This window comes from Sphingosinicella rhizophila, from assembly GCF_032378825.1.
Lineage (GTDB): Bacteria > Pseudomonadota > Alphaproteobacteria > Sphingomonadales > Sphingomonadaceae > Allosphingosinicella > Allosphingosinicella rhizophila.
In genome coordinates this window covers 582595-601528 of sequence record NZ_JAVUPU010000002.1, presented here as the reverse complement: position 1 = coordinate 601528, position 18934 = coordinate 582595, and the positions used below count along the sequence as shown (strand labels likewise).

Here is an 18934-nt window from a genome sequence, read left to right as displayed (position 1 = left end):
TCCCTTTCATGGTCTTCCTTGTCCAAACCGGTCAAGGACAGGTCTGGCCGCTCCCTGTCTCCGGCTTGAGAGCGAGCGCCCTTTCAAACACCTGCTCGAACATCGCCGCCGTCAGCCGGTTGGTGTTCTGATTGTAACGCGAGCAATGGTAGCTATCGATCAGCGTCCGGCCGTCCGGCAGGCGATGTTCGGCAAGATGCCCGAACTTATAAGCGGAAAGCCGGCCGCCCGCAGCCGTCACCGCGGCGTCGTGCGCGATCTTGCCCAAAGCCACGAGCACCTGCACATTGGCAAGCGCCGCCAGCGAATGCCGGAAATAGGTCCGGCAATTGGCGATCTCCTGCGGCAAGGGCTTGTTCTGCGGCGGCACGCATTTGACCGAATTGACGATCGCCGCGCCAACCAGCCGCAGGCCGTCGTCAGGTCGTTCCATGTAATCGCCTTCGGCGAGCCCGTATTTGAGCAAGGTCCGGTAGAGCAGGATGCCGGCGAAATCGCCCGTGAAGGGCCGTCCGGTCCGATTGGCCCCCTGCTTACCCGGCGCCAGCCCGCAGATTGCGAGCCACGCGTCGGGGTCACCGAAATTCGGTACGGGGGCATTCCACCAAGCTGGGAATTCGTCTCGCAGCGCCTCCCGAAAGGCAACCAGGCGAGGGCAAAGCGGACAGTCGCGCGGGGCTTCGACCTGGGGCACCGGGCTGATCGCGAACGGGATGGCGGCATTCATGCGCATCGTCTAATCGGCGCAACATGGCCAAGACAAGCTATGCCGTCGCCCTCGGCTCCAACCGCCGCAGCCGGCATGGCTCGCCCGAAGCGACGCTGAGAGCCGCAGCGGATGCGATCGGCGCCGAGCGTCTGTCCGCCGTTCGGGCGACGCCGGCGCTGGGGCCGGCAGGACGAAGCTTCGCCAATGCGGCAGCGATCGTCACGACAGACCTGTCCCCGCCCGAGCTTCTCTCCAAGCTGAAAGGGATCGAGCGCGCGTTCGGCCGACGGCGCGGCCGTTCCTGGGGGGCCCGCGTCCTCGACCTCGATATCCTGCTCTGGTCGGAAGGCTGTTGGAAAGAAGGAGACCTCCTGATTCCGCATCCGCACATGCGCGACCGGCGCTTCGTCCTGGATCCGCTCGCCGAACTGGCGCCGGACTGGCGCGACCCTATCCTCGGCCTCAGCATGCGGCAGCTTCGGTGGCGGCTGCGCGCGGCCAAGCCGATCCGTCGCGATGCCAGCTCCGGCTAGACTAAAGCAGGTCGAGCGAGATCTCATGCCGATCCGTCCCGACGGTCACGAACGCAATCACCTCAGCCCCAGCTCATGTCGGTTCAGGATCGCGGCCCTCACTCCCATGGTCCTGCTGCCCTCCTATCATCATCACCAAGTTCACGTCGCTCGCCGGCATTGTTCGCGCCGAGATTTGGCTGTCCCGTCAAGTTTCGTGAGATGCCTTGGTGAGAAACGGACGCACTTACGACGTCGTGGATTGCTGCCGGCCTCCAGCAGTTGACCCCAGCCCTCGCCCCTCCTAGTCAGGCGGCCATCAAGGGCCCTTAGCTCAGTCGGTAGAGCAACTGACTTTTAATCAGTAGGTCGCTGGTTCGAATCCAGCAGGGCTCACCATTGATTTTCTGTCCAGCCTGGACGCGTAGGTCGCGGTGAGTTTCCGAGACACAGGAAACTTTCTTGCGTCCGGCGATCAGCAAAGCTGCTCCAGGCCCCGGGCGATCCGCAGCAATCTGTCTTCGGCGAGATAGCGCCCGACGATCTGCACGCCGATCGGCATGCCGTTACGGTCGGTCCCGCATGGCAGGGACAAAGCGGGGAGGCCGAGATAGCTTATCCAGCGCGTCCATCGCGTCATCCGATTGACCAGTTCAGGGAGCGCGCCAATTGCCTCCTCGTCGGTCTCGGCGATGGTCGGAACCGCCATGTTGAGGGTCGGGACGATCAAGGCATCTGCATCGCCGAAGACCCGATCGACGAATGCGGATCGATGGTCCGCCCGGCCCCCGAGCGCGGCCAGATAATCCACTGCCCTGATCTCAAAGCCTGCTTCGATGCGACGCAGCACATGGGGAGTATAGGTTGCCCGATGGTCCGCCAGGCGCGGCGCATGGAATGCCGCGGATTCCGCGCGCTGGATCGTCTCGGCAAGGTGGTGAAACCCGGTGAGGTCCGGCAGGTGGGTTTCGACGATGGTCGCGCCAGAGGCTGCCGCGGACTGGACGAGGGCATCGATGCTGGATGCGACGTCTTCGTCGGCTTCTTTCGCGATCGTGAAACCCGGATAGAGCAATTTAGGCCGGCGTTCGGCATCGATCGGGGCATCGGCTGGCGACACGGCGGCCGAAACGGCGCTCGGATCCGCCGGGTCGGGTCCGGCGATGGCCGCCAAGAGCAGGGCGCAATCATCGACGGTGCGGGCGATCGGGCTGATGCAATCGAGCGACACGGACAAGGGCATGGCGCCATGCCGGCTGACGCGGCCATAACTGGGCTTGAGGCCGACCAGGCCGCAACAGGAAGCGGGAATGCGGATCGAACCGCCCGTATCGGAACCCAGTGAACCCGCGACGATGCCGGCCGCAACTGCCGCCGCCGAACCGCTCGAGGATCCGCCGGTAATCCTGGCCGGATCGCGTAGATTCCGGCAATGGCCAAAGGTCGCATTATGGCCTGTCACGCCCAGGGCATATTCCACCATGTTGAGACGGGCGACACAAAGCGATCCTGCCTGGTCCAGACGTCGAAGCACAGTGGCCGTGGCAGTCGCCGGCTCCTGCTGACCGAGACGCGATCCGAAGCTGGCCCGGCGACCGTCGCGGTCGAACATATCCTTGTGGGCCAGCGGAATCCCATCCAGCCATCCGCGCCGCTCCCCATGCGCAGCGCGATCGTCGGCCGCCCGGGCCGCGTCCAGAGCAGGGTCTGAATCAAGGGAAATAATGACATTGAGTGCTTCCGCGGCCTCGGCTCTGGCGAGGCTCCGCCGAGCCAGCTCGACGGACGAGATTCTTCCCGAACCCAAGGCGCGCGATTGTTCAAAGATCGTTTCCATCATCGCAGGCTGGCCGTCCCCGGTTTGGCCGCCGGCGAGCGCGGCCGCGTACCCGGTCATATAGACCGGGAGGTCCGTAGGAATAGAGTATGTCGTCCTCCCTTGCCGTGGCCGACGGGGGGCCAGCGGCGTGCAGCGTCGAAGCCCGACTGAAAATTCGGCGCATCGCCCGAGCGACGAGCAAGGGGTCGTGCCGCCGCCGCCATTCCACAGCCTAGACAAGCCTCGAGGCGGCCAATAGAGCCGGCGCGTCATCTTGCGCGGCCTCGCGCCCAACCCGTCCGCATCCCCAAAGAGGTTCATCCGCATGCGCGACCCGAGCCGGCACGAAGAGCTCACCTTCTCCGGAATCCAGCCGACCGGGACGATCCATCTCGGCAATTATCTGGGCGCGATCCGCAACTGGGTCGCCATGCAAGACGAAGGCAATTGCATATTCTGCGTCGTGGACCTGCATGCCATCACAATTCCCCAGGTGCCTGAAGAGCTTCGCAGCCACATAAGGGAGATCGCCGCTGCGCTGATCGCCTGCGGCCTCGATCCGGACAAAGTGATTCTGTTCCGGCAGAGCCAGGTTTCGGCCCATGCCGAATTGTGGTGGATCCTCAATTCCATCGCCAGCATGGGCTGGCTCAACAGGATGACCCAGTTCAAGCAGAAGGCGGGCAAGGACCAGGCGGAAGCCAGCGTCGGCCTCTTCGCCTATCCCGTTCTGCAGGCAGCGGATGTCCTGACCTACAAGACCACCCATGTTCCCGTCGGTGAGGATCAACGCCAGCATATCGAGCTGGCACGCGATATCGCGATGCGGTTCAATACGATCTATGCGACCGAATTCTTTCCTCTGCCCGAAGCCGTCATCCCCAAGGATGCCGCCCGGGTCATGTCGCTCGTCAGCGGCCAGACCAAGATGAGCAAATCCGACCAGGACGATAATAGCCGCATCAACCTGCTGGATGACCCGTCCCTCATTTCCGAAAAGATCGCCCGCGCCTGTGATGGCCTTGGCGAGATTTCAGGATCCCAGGAGGATTTGGCGACATCCCCGAAAGCGGAGAATCTGGTCAGAATCTACGCAGCGCTTGCCCAAGAGGATGTCGGCAAGGTCGTCGAGGAATTCGGCGGTAGCGCCACGGAGCGGTTTCAGCGCGCTTTGGCCGATCGTCTCGTCGCCGAGCTTTCGCCGATTTCACAGGAATTCCAGCGCCTGCTGTCGGACAAGGCGCATCTCGACCGGATATTGGCCGCCGGCGCGGACAAAGCGAGATCTATCGCCGATCCGATCCTGGACGATGTCTACGACATCATCGGAATGTCGCGGAGATCGCGCTTCGGTTGATCCGGTGGCCGTTTGGCCCGAACCAACATCGCGACACGCCTGGCCGGGATCAAGCGCGCGGCACGGGCACCATCGCCGCATTGGCACGTACCGTCTGCCCGAACTCATTGACTGCTCGCACTAGCCATGTCCCCTCGCAGCCGGCTTTCACCGGTGATCCTATTTTCTGCGAGCATGCATCTCCCTGGTGAAGGGTGCCAGCGCCATTCGTTCGGGAGCTGACCCGAACTTTGACCTATGCGCATGAGTGAGCGCATCCGGACTGTCGCTAATAGATCCGCAGATTCAGCAGAGCGGCGGCCAACGCCACCAACGTTGCACCGGCACATGCCGCGAGCCAGCGGCGCCGGCCCTTCGTGCTGGCGAGGCTGAACCAGCCGCACAGGCCGAGCAACATACCCTGGATCAGAAACCAGGGCTCGAAGATGAGCAGATCGACCAGGACGAAGACAGGCACGTCTTGCGATCGAGCAAAAGCGCGGATCACGGTCAATGTGCGACTGCCGATGCCGTAAAAGGCATGCGATACCGCGAGCGAACATCCGATCAATGCTATGAGCAATATGATCGGACGACCGATCCGGCCATTCGCAAGAGGCCGAAATGCCAGACCCAGCAGCGACAGGGCGGAAAAGCCTATGGTGGCGACCCAGTTGATCTGTCGCCATTGCGGCAAGTCCGGCGCAGCTGGGTGGATGGCGATCATTCCCATTCTCCCGCCCAGCGCCCAGTAAAGATGGGGCAGCGCGTAGGCGAATGACCATATAGCCAGCGCGTAGCCGGTCAGCTTGAGCCGCCTGGTCCTCCTCTCCGTGGAACCAGGGTCAGATGGCTCGCGCAGCGCCTGCGTCATCATTGCCCGTCCAGACCGGATCGCTGCACGAAACCAGACCGTCCTGATAATGGAAGGTCGAGGAAGACCGACCAGCCAAGATCAATGGCCCATCCAGATCGGCCAAGTCGCAAATCTGGGCCAGCAGATATTGCGGAGCGGCGGCCAGCCGTTCCTGCCATGTACCCGACCATCAATCCGAAGCCGAGGCGTCGTGCTTCCCTCGCCATTTCAAGAGCCCGTGTCAGGCCTCCGCATTTTCGAACTTGATGTTCACGACGCCGAACCGGCCCACCAGGCCGGGAAGATCCGCCACATCCTCGCCGCACGTCAGCCAAAGCGAAAACCAATTAAATTCCAATATGATAGAATGAAAAGGAACAGAACCGAGAAGGCGGTATGGACAAGATAGAGGCGGCGCGTGGCTTGTGTCGTCTTGCTCCTGAATATCCCGGCCGCGACGATCAGGCACGCGACCGTCGCCAGGACGGAAAGCAATGCAGATGAAAGGCCAATATAAAGGCTCAAGGGGATTCCTCCGCTCATGACGGCCCAGATGCCGCCGGAGAAAGTCAGCGCGAGGCAGACGAAGGCAAAGATGTTGAGCGCGCCCATGCTCGCGATCAGCCAGCCGGCCAAGCTCAACCACCAATTCTGCTCGTTTCGCCATCGGCGTCGCTTCAGGCCCAAGACAATCGCAGCGAATGCCGAGAGAAGGCACAAGCCGATCGCGACGAGATGGGCCGAGGGGTTTTCATACCAGGCAATCCTTTCCGCCGGAACGATCGATTGAACGAGGTTCAGGGAGGCGACCTTTCCTGACGCGTCGCGATTGAAGCCGAGCAATTCGCCGGCATCGTTGCGGAACGTATCCGACGCAACCTCCGTCCATTGTGCGTTCGCGACCAGCAGCCTGGCATTGGGCAGCGCCGTGACGTGGATCGGGAAGGAACCGAACAATTTCTCATAGGTGGTGAATGAGCGGCGGAGGCTCCGATAGGCACCGGCATATTCCTTAGCCCTGTCCTGGAAATTGACGGGCGGTTCCACGGCGGGAATCATCGCCGGAAAATAATGGTTGAGGAAGCTCTTGATGATTTCCTTGCGCGCATAGCCGCCATCATGGCTGTTCAGAGTGACGAAAACACCCACCCGGCTTTCCGGCAGAAGCATGAGCTCACTATGGTTGAATTCGGTCGAGCCGTCATGGCGCAGTGCCCGCCGTCCGTTGAGATAGGATTCGATAAAACCCAGGCTCATCCCGTTGAGATAGGGGCTGGCCTGGGCGCTTTGCCGGTGCATCAGCGCGGCTGTCGACGTGGCAAGGATCCGCCGCCCCCCATAAGCGCCGTCCCCCAGATGGGCCATCATGAAACGGGCGATGTCGTCGGGCGTGGCGATGAGCGCTCCGGCCGGACCGCTGGTCGTCATATTCTCGAGCAGGCCGGCCATTTCCCCGTTGCGGAACGAATAGCCCAAAGCTCGGTTGCCGCCGCCCTTGCCGGGGGCGATCTGAAAGAGCGACCGGGTCATGCCGAGCGGCTGGAAGACATGTTGGGCCGCATAAAGGTCGAACCGCCGGCCGGTGACATTCTCGACGATGTGCGCGGCCAGCAGGGGACCCCAGTTGGAATAAGGCCGGCTCGCATGAGCGTAGTTGATCACCGGCGGCATGACCCGGCCTGGAAGATGCGCCGCGAGAAAATCGCCGAGAGTCGGATAGCGGCCGGCTATGTCGGGCGCGAACGGCGTGCCCATATCCTCGAAGCCGGCGCTATGGGTGAGAAGAGCGCGGAGCGTGAGCGGACGGCGATAATCGTCCTTGATCTTGAACTTGGTCAGGTAGCGATTGACGTCCGCATCCAGGTCCAGCTTCTTTTTCTCGGCCAATTGCATGACGGCCGTCCAGACGATCAGCTTAGCTATGGAGCCCATCGTGAAACGCGTGCGGGTGGGATCGACCGGAACCCGCGCCTTCAGATCTGCATAGCCATAGCCCTTCTCGAAGAGGACCTCGTCGCCTCTCACCACCAGGATCGCCGCGCCGGCGAGCTTGTGCTGCGCGAACTGGCTGGCCATCACGCCGTCGAAGAATATCTCCATCTGCCCGGCGTCGAGCGGACGATCGGCCATCGCCACCGGCGAAGCGCCGTGGATCGTACGGTGGACCAGCGCCGGCGCCGCCACGGCCCAGCCGGATTGACAGCCGAGCCAGAGGACGCACAGGAGGCGCAGCAAGGCGGCAGCGGGCGACCGAACCGCTCGAAGGATCCTTCTCATTTTGTAGAATATCCCGAAGCCGCAGCCTTATGGCTTGCCATCGGGCGCCAGCACCAAGGGCAGCATGCGATTGATCAGCACCGGCACCTCGGACAGGTGATTTTCGCCCATGATTTCGAGGAAGGTCGTCTTCAGCCCCGGAACCTTCTGCAGGCGCACGTTCAGCGCCCGGCCGCTGGTGACGACACTCGCCCGCTTGAGTTCCGCTGCCATGCGCTCGGCGAGTTCAGGTGGGATGGAGGGCGGGAGCTTCTCGTCATATTCGGCCACTGCATAAAGGAGCGTCGCGGCGACCGGTTTAGACGCGGCCGCCTTTATGAAGCGCTCGCTTTCCTTGAGGATATAGTCGCCGTTGAAGTGCAGGCTCGGGCTGGCGCAGACATAATTCTGGAAGGCGCCGCTGTCCGAGAAGAGGACGTGGAATGCGAACGAGCATCCGAGCGAATGGCCGAACAAGGTCCGCTTTGCCTTGTCGACCGAAAACCGTCGCTCGATATCCGGCTCCAGCTCCTCGCGGATGAAGCGAAGAAACTGATCACCACCGCCAATTTTCGGCGGCGTGTAACCGGGGGGCACCTTCTCCAAGAGCGGCATGTCGGGGATGAAATCGTAGAAGCGCCGCAGCTGGTTGAAGGGTACATCGCTGGGATAGCCGATGCCGACGACGATCGCGGGAGATATCCCGCTCAGCTTGTTGGCCATCAGACGCATCATATGAGCCATGGGCGTAAACCAGGCATTGCCGTCGACGACATATATGATCGGAAAGCCGGACGGCGGCGGCGGCGTGGCCGGAACATAGACGAAGATCCGATAATCGAGCCCCGCCTTCGACCGCATCGCGATTTCCTGCGTCTGGGGCAGGACCACCGGATTGGCCGCGGTGGCATCGGCCGCCCCGGTGGCCGGCTGCGCGGCGGCCGGTGCGCCTGCCGCCAGCAAAGCCATGCCGGTGCACGCCATCCATGAGGAGATGAGGTATTTTCGCATCGGGCTACCCATTTTCATTTCAATCGCCTTTCAAAGTCGATCACATCCGGACCCTGATGCCGCCATAGAAATAGCGGCCGATCGTGTCGTAGAGTCCCGGATTGGTCGCGAGCGCGGATATCGCGAATTCATAAGGTACGACCGGCGGGTCGTTGTTCCAGAGATTGTTGATACCGACGAACAGCTCCAGCTCGGCGCTCTTGAATTTCAAGGGAACGCTGGCGGAAATGTCCTGATACCATTGGGCGGGAACACTATTATCCTCGATATCCTCCGGCCCGTAAGTATTGTCATATTTTCCGCCGCCGATGTAGCGAACCTGGGTCGTCACGTTGAAATTGCGGGTCGAAAAGGTTCCCGTGGCATTCACGCGCCATTTGGGCAGTCCGCTATTGTCGCGGCGCAACTCTCCGGCCCGGTCGATCCTTTCGAAACGGCTCGTGTCGCTTTGCTCGATGATATGGCTTCCGATCACGCTTAGCCTGATTGTGGCCGGAGCGCCGAAGGCGGAACCTACCGGAGCGGAATAGTTGAGCTGCGTATCGATGCCCTTCACCCGATATTCGGAGATGTTGAGGCCGGTGCTGGCGATGCTCACGAGTTGGCCCGCAGATGAGCGTTCGATGCCTTCGCAGAAATTGTTGGGGAACTCCCCGCCATAGCAGCGTTCCAGGATCGCCGCGGCGGGCGTTCCGATCTGGATGGCATCGGCCACCTTGATGTCATACCAGTCGATTGAGGCGTTCAGCCGCGGCAGGAAGTCGGGGCGGAACACGATGCCAGCCGTCTTGGTTGTTGCCCTTTCTTCCCGAAGATTGGGATTGCCGCCGGTCAACAGCTTGATGAGCCCGTTATTGGCCTGGAAATCCGCCGGGATTCCCGCCGCCCGGCACGATGAGGCATAAGCGGGATTGGCGGCCTGGCTTTCGGCATCACAGGGATCGTTGGGGGTAAAGAAGGAGGCCCCCTGGGGAGAGAAAAGCTCTCCAATATTCGGCGCCCTTATGTCCCGGGAGATGGAGCCGCGCAGCAGCACCGACTGCCCGGTATCCCAGAGCAGGCCGATCTTCCAGGTGGTGACGCTGCCGACCGTATCATAGTCGGTCAGCCGCGCGGCCGCATTGAGATCGAGCTTCTTGATGAAGGGCATGTCGGCCAGCAGCGGCAGCAGCACTTCGCCGAAAAGCTCCTTCGCCTCGAAGCCGCCTTCCAGATCCTGGCCATTGCCGAGCAGGAAGGCTCCGCTGGCGGTCATCTCGTCGCCAACACCCCTGAACTTCTCCTTGCGATATTCGAAGCCGGCCGCCACCGAGATCGGACCGGCCCAAAGGGAGGCGATGTCTCCCCGTATCTCGCCGGCGAAGACCGTCTGCGTCTGCGATTGATCGTAAATACCCGTCCCCGACACATAATCGATCGCTTCGGCGCTGGGCGAACCAAAGCCGAATGGGTTGAGCGGGACGCATCCTGCGGCAGCGGCGGCCGTGGCGGGATTGAGGGTAGCCCGGCAAACGATATTGCCCGAAAGATCGCGAACCGCGTCCGTTGCCATCGCGAACCTGGCCGGCATGAAATTGTTGGTCAGGCGTTCCGTCGTCCGCGCCTTGCCATATTGGAAATAAGTCTCCCACGACCAATTGCCGCCCAATTCTCCCCTGAGCCCGACGAGCGCGCGGTGCATTCGCTGCGACCTGTCGGACCTGATGAAGCCCATGTCCGTGTTGAGGCGACCCATGGCGAAGAAGGGGAGATTGGCCGCAGCCATCTGGGTCGCCACTGCGGCGGGCAGGAACGGATTGTCCGCCGTGATGATCAGATTGCCCAAAGCAAAGGACTGAACCACGTCGAAATCGCCGTCGGTGGCCGCGTAGCCGCCTTCGAAAAACGCGGTTACCCCTTCCGTGACTTCATAGTTCACCGCCGCGAAGATATTGTGCCGATTATAGGGCTGAAGCAAAGTGGCATATTGGCCGAAATTGGCGCCCGATCCGCCGATCATGTAAGGCGGGCTGATGATGGAGCCGGGCTGGAACGGCACCACCCCGCCTCCCGGCGTGAATTCCAGTCCCGCAATCGGGCCCGGCCCGAGAATCAATCCACCTTCGGTAGCGATGCCGATATTCGCATTCTGCCGGATGAGGCGCGCGGGAATCCCGTCATTGGAGCCGGTGTCGGCGGGGTTGCGAATGACGCCCCAGCGCTTGGCGCCCCAGTCGCGATCCTTCTGATCGGCGATGCCGCTATTCTTTTGATATTCGGCCGCGATCAGGAAATGGCCGCGCCCGTCCGCGAAATCGTCACCCGCCGCGAAAGCGAAATGCGTGTCGCGCGCATCTCCTTCCTGGGAGAGGCCGTATTGGGCTTCGGCGCGTATGCCCTTGAGATTCATATCGTAGATGACGTTGACGACGCCGGCGACCGCGTCGGAACCCCAGGCAGCCGACGCGCCGCCTGTGACCACCTCGATCCGATCGAGCGCTACCGCCGGCAATACACTGATGTCCAGGGAACCGCCGGCCGTCGTCGGGACATGCCGCCGGCCGTTGACCAGCACCAAGGTGCGTTTCGGGCCCAGGCCGCGCAGGTTCAGGAAGGAAGATCCCGCCCCGCCGGACGTATCGTTCGCCGAAGGCGTGTTCCCGGCCAGGAAGGACGGTATTTCGTTGAGGAAGCTTCCGACATCGGTGGCGCCGCTCGCTTTGAAATCCTCGGCCGTCAGCGACAGGACCGGTGTCGTCGTGACCTCCTGGCCCTGGATGCGGGAGGCCGTTACGACGATGTCGGCTTCCTGCGCAGCCGGCTCGGCCTCGCTTGCGCGCTGGGCCCAGGCCGCGTTCGAGCAGAAGATCGTCGGAATTGCCATCGAGATCGCAATCGCGGTCGTACTCGAAAACAAGCTGCCCCGCCTTTGCGAAATGAACTTCCTGTCGGCTCCGGCCTGAATAGCATTTTTGGACATCGTTACATCACCCCCGCTACGTAGTTTTCTGATCATGCGATCTATTTTCTTAGACAGCTTATGTGACCAGAAACGAGCGAGTCGGCAATCTTCCGTTATATATTTGATATATTTGGATTAATTCGACATGGCGCTGAGGAGAGCGAGATTCATCTTCGAAGAAGCAGTTTCGAGGTGATTTCTTGCCCAAGAGCGGCGGATCGAAGTGCAAAAGAAAGAAAATGTTCCCGAGCGATGCATTGCTGCGTCAATAAGGAGGGACGATCGCTTTCGATCGCTCTCCAACGCCGTTGGAAAACGGGCGCGGAAGGACGGACCGTGCCACCACGGGCCGGGCAGGTCGGCTCCGACGGGAAGCGGCAATTTTCGAGGGATGACGTGCTCCGGGCGTGAAGATCCGCTCGCCGCGTTCAACAGTCTCGCGATGCTTTGCCGCTCGCAACATTTCTCAGGAAGTCGCGGAAATCCAGGTCGGGATCACTATCGAGGTGCGTCCGATAGGCGTCCAGATGCAGCTGCTGGCCAAGGACGTGCCGGCGCACATCGCCTCGGCACACCCCTGCTCCATCCGCTTGATATCGTCGGCAGCGCAGGCGATCGTGTCCCCCTGCTCGACGGGAAGGAAGAGGATCCCGTCGCCGTCGGCAGCGGCGATGTCACCGCCATCGACCCGCCACTCCCCGATCTGGGCGCCGGCGAGATCGTCGACGGATCGGCGGTCGACCCGGCGCAGGCCACTCGGAAACGATCCCATCGAAAAGGTCGGCATGCCGATCCGCAGACGCTCCTGCGTATCCCGGAGCAATCCCCAAATCACCATGCCGGACAGATGGACAAGATCCGCCTCGAGCGCGACCAGATCGCCGACACAGGCTTCGTCCGTACGGCCGCCATTGTCGATGACGAGCACCTCGGCCTTCGCGGATGCCCGATCGCATCGAGAAAGGGCACGACGCTTCCGCCGCGACGCACGGGACGAACCGAGCCGCAGTGGACGAAACGGACCAATGCCTGGATTTTCGGCGGATCGCACCGAACCTCAATCTGCCAGCGGGCGCGTGCGTCCGCAAGATGCGGCGTCGTCAGGTTGAGCAGCAGGCGTGCAGATCGCTGTTCATGTTGAAGGCTCCAGCTGGCGGACGGCTTTTCATGACCGGCTGCCGAAAGACTTGCGTAAAATGACATCAGGCCCACCGGCAGTCTCGCATCTCGGCCAATAAGCGGTCAATTTCTTCCGATAATCGATATTCGCGAATTCGGGAGACAGGGCTCCCGGCGTGGCCACGTCGAGGACTGTGCGAGCAATCGGCTGGAAGCCCGATCTGAAATGGGTCGTGGACTTCACGACGACTGCGTCCAATGCCGCCAAATCGACGCCTAGGCGCATGAAGGCGTCCGGATGGATGACCTGATGCCGCGATGTCGTGACGATGATGTCGTTCCCGTCCACCCGAACCCAGGCGGAGGGTCCCAGCGGGATCGGCGCTCCACCCGGGCCGGATTGCAGGTGATTTTCGTCGAAGCCCATCACCCGTCCGCGCATCATGACGGGATTGCCCGAAACTGCGCCATGTTTTCCGCCTAGCGCGAATTCGACCGTCCCGCGCGTGCCGGCAGCCCGGCAGCACGCCACCGCGTCGGGATCATGGAACATTCCCAAAGCGACGCGGGAAAGGCCCCGATCGAGCAGGGCGCGCAGGATGAAGGTGGAATCGCCCGGCGCGCCTCCGCCCGGATTGTCGGCAATGTCGGCGAGGACGAGCAGGCCCTGGTCCTGGCCGACCCGATCCAGCGCATCTTCGATACTCATGGAATCGAAACGCGCCTCCTCCCGCAGCGAGCGGACGTCGTCTGCGATTTCGAGCGCCACACGCTCGGCAATGTCGATCCGACCGTCCCCGATGACCAATATGCGGGCGCCTGATTCCGCGACATCCCCCCATGGGAAGCCATGTGCGAAGCTCACCGACAGAATCTCCGAATCCCGTTCGTGTTGCTGCATCCGATCGACGAGCGCGCGAAACGGCGCCTTCGTCGTCGGCCAGACCCCGACCATGCGGCAATCCACGAGCACGGCCGCTGGACGAACCTCGCCGACAATTGTCGCAACACTCAGCCGGTGCAGCTCGTCCAAGCGGTCGGCGCCGTCCGTATGAGGATATTCCCTCATCGAAATGAGCGCGTCCGCCGCCCGCACCATGTCGCGGGTAAGGTGACAATGCGGATCCAGCATGGCGCCGAGAAAGACTTCGGCGCCGACGATTCCGCGTATCCGGCCCAACAAGTCGCCCTCGCAATCGTCATAACCGGACGCCACCATCGCGCCGTGGAGCGTAAGGTTGATCGCGTCGAACGGCCCCTCCGTCTCGATCTGCCGCAGCATGTCGTCGCGAAGATGTTCGTAGACAGAGTCGAGCGTCGGCCCGCCGGGATCCGCATAAGCGGACAGGCCGAGCACGACCTCATGGCCATCGGCCTCCGCGCGCTCTTTTACGTGCAGCACATTTTCGGTGAAGAAGGTCTTTTCCGAATAATCCTCCCGCCGCCAGGAAATCCCACACGCGTCGAACGATGCTTGGTCTGTCGCGAACGGAGAGAAGGTGTTGGTCTCCGTCACCAGAGTCGCGGTAAAGATGCGCATCGCTCAGTCCGGCCGGCGGCCCATGAGCGAAGGCGCGAAGGGGGCCAAGTTCCTATAGGGAAGCATTTTATCGGGCATCGCGCGCCGTCTCATCGATCCAGGCCACAATATGCCGATGCAACGTGCTGAGCGGAACGAAGCCCACGGAAAGGATCTGCTCATGAAAGCGGGCGAGGTCGAACCGTGACCCGAGCCGCCGCCGAGCTTCGTCGCGCAGGGCCACGAATTCGTTGCCGCCGGCATCATAAGCGGTGAGCTGACCGGGCATGACCGTGATCCGGTCGATGAAATCCTGGATGCCCTGCTCGCTCGGAAACAGCCCGGTCGCTTTCAGAAAGGCGGCGGCGTCGGCACGAGACCAATCGAGCCAGTGAATTCCGGGATCGACGACCATCCCGATACCCGGCTTTATCCGCCACGCGATACGTGCATAAGGCGATTCATAAATGCCCTGCTCGTCGGCGAGCCGTTCGATATAGCGCGCCCATCCCTCGGCGAACGCTCCATAGACCGCATTCTGCCGGAACCTGTTGGAATAAGGTAAGGATCTCGCCACCGACACTTGCACATGATGCCCCGGCCAGCCTTCATGCACTGCCACCACCTCCGTGAAACCCCTGGTGTCGCTCTTCCAGCTTTCGGGGTTCACCATATAATGAGCCATGCCTCCGGCGCGCTCGGCTGGCTTGTAATAGGGATTCATGCCGGATCCCCTTTGATAGTCGGGGAAGGGCTGGACGGCCAATTCCACCTCCGGCAAGGCCAGGAACAGCGGCTCCGACCTCTTCCTCGCTCTGGCGACAAAGGCCTCTATGAATGAAAGGGAGTCTTTGGCGGACTGGAATTTGTTCTCGGGCGAAGCCTCGGCCTTGCCGGTAATCGTCAGAAAGTCGCTCTCGCCGAACAGTTGGCGACCGAGACTTTCGATCTGGGTCCGGTTGGACCGGATCAGTTCCTGGCCTTCATCGAAGACCTGCCGAGGCGTTTTCAGCAATGTCGTCTCGCGGCGCAGCAGGGCGCTGTAGCAGGCCCTGCCATCCGGCAGCGCGGACACGGCGATCGTGTCGCGGGCCCGTGGAAGATAGGCGGCTTCCAGATAGTCCCGGTAGCGCGCCAATGCCGGGTTGATGCGCTTCGCCACCAGATCGTGAAATTGTCGCTTGAACGCATCGTCGGCGCTGCGCGCCGCAGGGGAGAAATAGGGATTCCGCTCGACCGGCAAGGCGAGACTATTGTCCAGCTGGCCAATGACGCGGGTCACGATCGGCACGGGAACCGAATATCCCTTGCCCAGGCCAAGCCGCAAATTGGCGATTTCCCTGTCGATATATCCGGGAAGCCCGGCCCATCGGCGCAGCGCCATTTTCCTTGCCTCGGACGTCGTGACATCCTGCTGCGCCGCCAGGGCCGGCAAGGCGATATGCCATCCGGAAATATGGTTCATGTTCCAATATTCGCGACGGCAAATCCTCAGCCCCCGCTCCGCTTCGAGCGTTTCCTTCAGCATGTCGTGGGTGATGCGGTCGGCATCGCTGCCGGGCGTGCCGATCGACAGAAGCCGGCGATAGGATTGGTCTTCCGCAGCCTGCCTGACACGCAGGGCCTCAGGACTGTTGTCGGGAAGTTCATCCGCTGCCGGCTTTCGTGATCGCGCCACCTCGACATCATTGGCAAGCGTGTCCAGCCTGCTCACGGACGGGACCGGTGAAGGCGGTGAGGCATGGGCCGCCGTAAGCGACGAAAGCATGCAGGCGACCGCCGCGCTCAGGGCCACCGAATGGGATACGCCTTTCTTCCGACACCAAAACCGCATCCTCGCCACCTTTCCGTCATTTCCGCCCCCGTCGGAGCCCTCTTTGAATCTAGCGGCGGCGGACGACACGATTCTGCCTAATAAGCTCCCGATCCGGAGCGTGCGGGAAAGATTCGATGGGCTCGGCTTTCTGTTTTGCATAAATTCACCACATCAGAAAAGTGCGATGACACTTCTTCCTCCTGGGTGCTAGGCTTTCGAGGATACGAGTCTTGGATCAGGGATCTCATGAGCGCGAGAATAAGCAAGAAGCCGAGCGACAGCGGATTGGATGCCGCGGATCGGCGGATCCTGCGGGAACTCCAGAAGAATGGCCGCATCACGGTGGCGGAATTGTCCAGCAAGGTGGGACTGTCGGCGACGCCTTGCTGGAGGCGCATTCGCGACATGGAGAAGAATGATGTCATCCAGGGCTATAGCTGCCGTGTGAATCCCTCCGCCGTGGGTTTCGAGATCGAGGCGATGATTCAGGTTTCGCTGGAAAAGCATGCGGATACGCAGATCGTCGATTTCGTCAGCGAGGTTAAGAAAATCCCCAATGTGCTGAAAGCCTATTCCGTGGCCGGAAGCTATGACGCCCTCCTCCATGTCGCTGCCGCTTCGATCCCGGACCTCGAACAGGTCATCCTCGTCAAAGTGGCAAAGCTCCCCTCCGTCGCCCACCTCCACTCGGCGCTGATCCTGAAGCAGTTCGTGGATGGCGACAACCTGCCCCTCTAACCGAAGCACAGCGCCCACCGGAGACATGAACATCCTTGGCGTCCGCCCGGGATGATATGGACCTGCCGCCATAAACACCCGCAAAAGGGCCGCGGGCGAAGTCGATTCTCTCCCGAACGATTGGATTCCGGGCGAAATGAAGCGAGATCGTCTCTACTCTTCCCCCTTAAATCTCGCTGCAAAATCAGGGAGGGTCAGCGGGTCATGGAATCGACGATCGCCAGTCACAAAATTCAGTTTCCCTTGGGGGCCGGCATATCCCTGCAGATTCTGGCGGACGATCCATATCCATTCTTCGAGGAGATGCACCAAGGCGAGCCGATCACATGGTTCGAGCCTTTGGAAATGTGGTATATCGCGCGCCACGCCGATGTCCGTGCCATCCTCCTCGATCGGCAGAATTTCACGACCGCTTTCGAACATTCCACGATATTCGATACCTTCGGAGCCCAGATGCTCACGTCGGAAGGAGAGGTTCACACCCGCTATCGAACCGCCATGCAGTTCATATTTTCGGCCCAGCACATGTCGCAGCATCTCGAACCGAGAATAAGGACAGCCGCCAATCAATTGATCGACGCGTTCCAATCGCGAGATTCGGTGGAGCTGCGCGAAGCCTTTGCAAGCCGACTGCCGGTACAGACGATTCTGGCGGCATTCGACATGCCGCTGGAGGACGAGCCGTCGATGCGGCTCTGGTATGACAGTTTCGAACGTGCACTTCAGAACTTTACCTGGCAGGATGATGTGCGTGATCGGGCACGGGACCATGTCGGGCAATTCCATGCCTATGTTCAAGCCTTCTTGAACCGGGTCAGGGACGGAGATGCCGACAGCCGGTTTCTCGAACCTCTGGTAAATGGTGACGCACGCCGCCTGACCGGGGAGGAAGTGATCAGGAACCTGTCGATCATCTTCTTCGGAGGCATTTCGACCGTGGAAGCGCTCATCCTCAACAGCTGGTGGGCCCTACTGACACATCCGGAGCTTCATGCCCTCGTGAAGGCGGATCTTTCACTGCTCCCGAAGGTGATCGACGAGACGATGCGCTGGCGCAGCCCCGTCCAGACGGCAACCCGCCACGTGGTGCGGGACATCGACTTCGCAGGCATTCGCTTTCGTGAAGGAGACACGATCGCCTGCCTGCTGGGGCCGCCAACCGGGATCCGGCGATCTTCGCCGATCCGGAGATTTTCGATATTCACAGGCCGAACCTCAATGCCCATCTGGGCTTTGCCGCGGGACCGCATTTCTGCATCGGATTCCGCCTGGCAAAGATGCAGGCCAGGATCGCGCTGGAAGCGCTGCTGACCAGTCTCGACGAGGTTCGATTGTCCGATGCCGATGCCAGCATCCCCAGGGGCTGTGAGTTTCACCGGCCAGAAGCCTTACGCCTCGCGTTTCGGCCAGGATATGGCCAGGATCAAGAGAGCAGGCAAGCTCCCGCGTCGCATCAGCAGATCGAAAGAGCGATCAGCCCTTCCGGCTCTTCCCCCTGGTAATCGCTTGTGCGGACGCCTTGCCGGGGGGCGGGTTGCCGGCCCGTGCGAGACGGGCATTTTTCTCGACAGCGGGATCCGAAGCCCGGCGCACGATTTCCGGCGAAGCAGTAGCACGCGCTTCATAGGCCACCGCGTCCATATCGCCCCCGGCACAGATCGACAGGACCCGACAGGGCGCGTCACCAACCTTCAGATAGGCGTGTCCCATCCCGCTGTCGAAATAGACTGAATCTCCCACCTCCAAGATGACGGGCATGTATAAATCGGAATGAAACTCCACGGTTCCTTCCAGTACATAGGAATATTCTTCCCCCTTGTGACGGATGAGGTCTCCGAATTCATCCAAGGTACGCGCCTTTATTTCAGCGATTAGGGGAATAAATTGCTTATGCCTCAGATCCGTTGCGTGATAGACATGGTTATAAGTGGCAGTGTCTATATTTCCACCTCCGCTTGAACGCGTCACACTTCGGATGCCGTGGCTCGACACTTCGTCGCGCGGCGCCTCTTCGGCAGCTCCGAAGATCTGGGCGATGTCGACGCTGAGCCCCTCACTGATGCGAGCCAGCTTGTCATAAGTGAGCGCCATCTTGCCGAGCTCGACCTTTGACACGGTCGACACGGGAAGACCGGTTCGATTGCTCAGGTCGGTCTGGGTGAGGCCTCTCGCAATCCGCAGCTGCCGAAGAATCAGTCCCGGTTGTGCGGCGGGCCTCGCCCGGTCGCCGTTTCCAGATGTCATAGGTCCATACCCAACACGAAAATCCTGCCCTTGCCTTCTGGCGATTATCTCAGGCTTG

General features: G+C 61.4%; 13 protein-coding genes, 1 tRNA gene and 1 pseudogene. 5 read left to right on the top strand and 10 right to left on the bottom strand.

Annotated features, from left to right (window positions below; all coding sequences use genetic code 11):
- Positions 1 to 31: 31 nt before the first annotated feature.
- Positions 32 to 727, bottom strand: coding sequence for a uracil-DNA glycosylase (locus RQX22_RS05970; RefSeq protein ID WP_315724548.1), 696 nt, complete (start codon positions 725 to 727; stop codon positions 32 to 34).
- Between the two features lie 23 nt (positions 728 to 750).
- Between RQX22_RS05970 and folK the strand changes: the two genes are divergently transcribed.
- Together folK and RQX22_RS05960 are read left to right on the top strand one after the other, a co-directional pair.
- A complete protein-coding gene (gene folK, locus RQX22_RS05965; RefSeq protein WP_315724546.1) occupies positions 751 to 1242 on the top strand; it encodes a 2-amino-4-hydroxy-6-hydroxymethyldihydropteridine diphosphokinase in 492 nt (163 codons plus the stop codon).
- A gap of 302 nt (positions 1243 to 1544) precedes the next feature.
- Positions 1545 to 1620, top strand: a tRNA-Lys gene (locus RQX22_RS05960).
- A 76-nt stretch (positions 1621 to 1696) separates the two neighbouring features.
- Here RQX22_RS05960 and RQX22_RS05955 read toward each other — a convergent pair.
- Positions 1697 to 3118, bottom strand: a complete 1422-nt coding sequence (locus RQX22_RS05955; protein ID WP_315724544.1) for an amidase — start codon at positions 3116 to 3118, stop codon at positions 1697 to 1699.
- A 247-nt stretch (positions 3119 to 3365) separates the two neighbouring features.
- On the opposite strand from RQX22_RS05955, the gene trpS reads away from it, so the two are divergent.
- On the top strand, positions 3366 to 4397 hold the full coding sequence (gene trpS, locus RQX22_RS05950) for a tryptophan--tRNA ligase (RefSeq protein ID WP_315724542.1): 1032 nt from the start codon (positions 3366 to 3368) through the stop codon (positions 4395 to 4397).
- Between the two features lie 268 nt (positions 4398 to 4665).
- On the opposite strand, the gene RQX22_RS05945 is transcribed toward trpS, so the two are convergent.
- From RQX22_RS05945 to RQX22_RS05915, 7 genes are all read right to left on the bottom strand, one after another.
- On the bottom strand, positions 4666 to 5253 hold the full coding sequence (locus RQX22_RS05945; protein WP_315724540.1) for a DUF3995 domain-containing protein: 588 nt from the start codon (positions 5251 to 5253) through the stop codon (positions 4666 to 4668).
- A 306-nt stretch (positions 5254 to 5559) separates the two neighbouring features.
- Entirely contained in the window at positions 5560 to 7509 is a 1950-nt protein-coding gene (locus RQX22_RS05940) for a serine hydrolase domain-containing protein (RefSeq protein ID WP_315724539.1), read from the bottom strand.
- 27 nt (positions 7510 to 7536) lie between these two features.
- Positions 7537 to 8517 carry an alpha/beta hydrolase gene (locus RQX22_RS05935; protein ID WP_315724538.1) on the bottom strand — a complete coding sequence of 327 codons (981 nt, stop codon included), beginning with the start codon at positions 8515 to 8517 and terminating at the stop codon, positions 7537 to 7539.
- A 22-nt stretch (positions 8518 to 8539) separates the two neighbouring features.
- Positions 8540 to 11362, bottom strand: coding sequence for a TonB-dependent receptor domain-containing protein (locus RQX22_RS05930; RefSeq protein WP_315724536.1), 2823 nt, complete (start codon positions 11360 to 11362; stop codon positions 8540 to 8542).
- Between the two features lie 544 nt (positions 11363 to 11906).
- Positions 11907 to 12491, bottom strand: a complete 585-nt coding sequence (locus RQX22_RS05925) for an RraA family protein (protein WP_315724533.1) — start codon at positions 12489 to 12491, stop codon at positions 11907 to 11909.
- A gap of 114 nt (positions 12492 to 12605) precedes the next feature.
- Positions 12606 to 14099: a M81 family metallopeptidase gene (locus RQX22_RS05920; RefSeq protein ID WP_315724531.1), complete on the bottom strand. Its 1494-nt coding sequence runs from the start codon at positions 14097 to 14099 to the stop codon at positions 12606 to 12608.
- Positions 14100 to 14166: 67 nt separating this feature from the next.
- Positions 14167 to 15912 (bottom strand): DUF885 domain-containing protein, encoded by a 1746-nt coding sequence (locus RQX22_RS05915; protein ID WP_315724529.1) that lies wholly within the window; start codon positions 15910 to 15912, stop codon positions 14167 to 14169.
- Positions 15913 to 16140: 228 nt separating this feature from the next.
- Between RQX22_RS05915 and RQX22_RS05910 the strand changes: the two genes are divergently transcribed.
- Positions 16141 to 16632 carry an Lrp/AsnC family transcriptional regulator gene (locus RQX22_RS05910; RefSeq protein ID WP_315724527.1) on the top strand — a complete coding sequence of 164 codons (492 nt, stop codon included), beginning with the start codon at positions 16141 to 16143 and terminating at the stop codon, positions 16630 to 16632.
- A 51-nt stretch (positions 16633 to 16683) separates the two neighbouring features.
- A pseudogene (locus tag RQX22_RS05905) lies at positions 16684 to 18134 on the top strand (cytochrome P450).
- On the opposite strand, the gene RQX22_RS05900 reads toward RQX22_RS05905, so the two are convergent.
- On the bottom strand, positions 18106 to 18876 hold the full coding sequence (locus RQX22_RS05900) for a helix-turn-helix domain-containing protein (protein ID WP_315724523.1): 771 nt from the start codon (positions 18874 to 18876) through the stop codon (positions 18106 to 18108). The pseudogene RQX22_RS05905 and the gene RQX22_RS05900 overlap by 29 nt on opposite strands.
- Positions 18877 to 18934 lie beyond the last annotated feature (58 nt).

Coding starts and splice junctions, on each gene's coding strand:
- RQX22_RS05935 (WP_315724538.1), bottom strand. CDS start 8,517: ATGAAAATGGGTAGCCCGATGCGAAAATACCTCATCTCCTCATGGATG.
- RQX22_RS05930 (WP_315724536.1), bottom strand. CDS start 11,362: ATGGCAATTCCGACGATCTTCTGCTCGAACGCGGCCTGGGCCCAGCGC.
- RQX22_RS05940 (WP_315724539.1), bottom strand. CDS start 7,509: ATGAGAAGGATCCTTCGAGCGGTTCGGTCGCCCGCTGCCGCCTTGCTG.
- RQX22_RS05945 (WP_315724540.1), bottom strand. CDS start 5,253: ATGATGACGCAGGCGCTGCGCGAGCCATCTGACCCTGGTTCCACGGAG.
- RQX22_RS05915 (WP_315724529.1), bottom strand. CDS start 15,912: ATGCGGTTTTGGTGTCGGAAGAAAGGCGTATCCCATTCGGTGGCCCTG.
- RQX22_RS05955 (WP_315724544.1), bottom strand. CDS start 3,118: ATGACCGGGTACGCGGCCGCGCTCGCCGGCGGCCAAACCGGGGACGGC.
- RQX22_RS05900 (WP_315724523.1), bottom strand. CDS start 18,876: ATGACATCTGGAAACGGCGACCGGGCGAGGCCCGCCGCACAACCGGGA.
- RQX22_RS05910 (WP_315724527.1), top strand. CDS start 16,141: ATGAGCGCGAGAATAAGCAAGAAGCCGAGCGACAGCGGATTGGATGCC.
- RQX22_RS05970 (WP_315724548.1), bottom strand. CDS start 727: ATGAATGCCGCCATCCCGTTCGCGATCAGCCCGGTGCCCCAGGTCGAA.
- RQX22_RS05920 (WP_315724531.1), bottom strand. CDS start 14,099: ATGCGCATCTTTACCGCGACTCTGGTGACGGAGACCAACACCTTCTCT.
- folK (WP_315724546.1), top strand. CDS start 751: ATGGCCAAGACAAGCTATGCCGTCGCCCTCGGCTCCAACCGCCGCAGC.
- trpS (WP_315724542.1), top strand. CDS start 3,366: ATGCGCGACCCGAGCCGGCACGAAGAGCTCACCTTCTCCGGAATCCAG.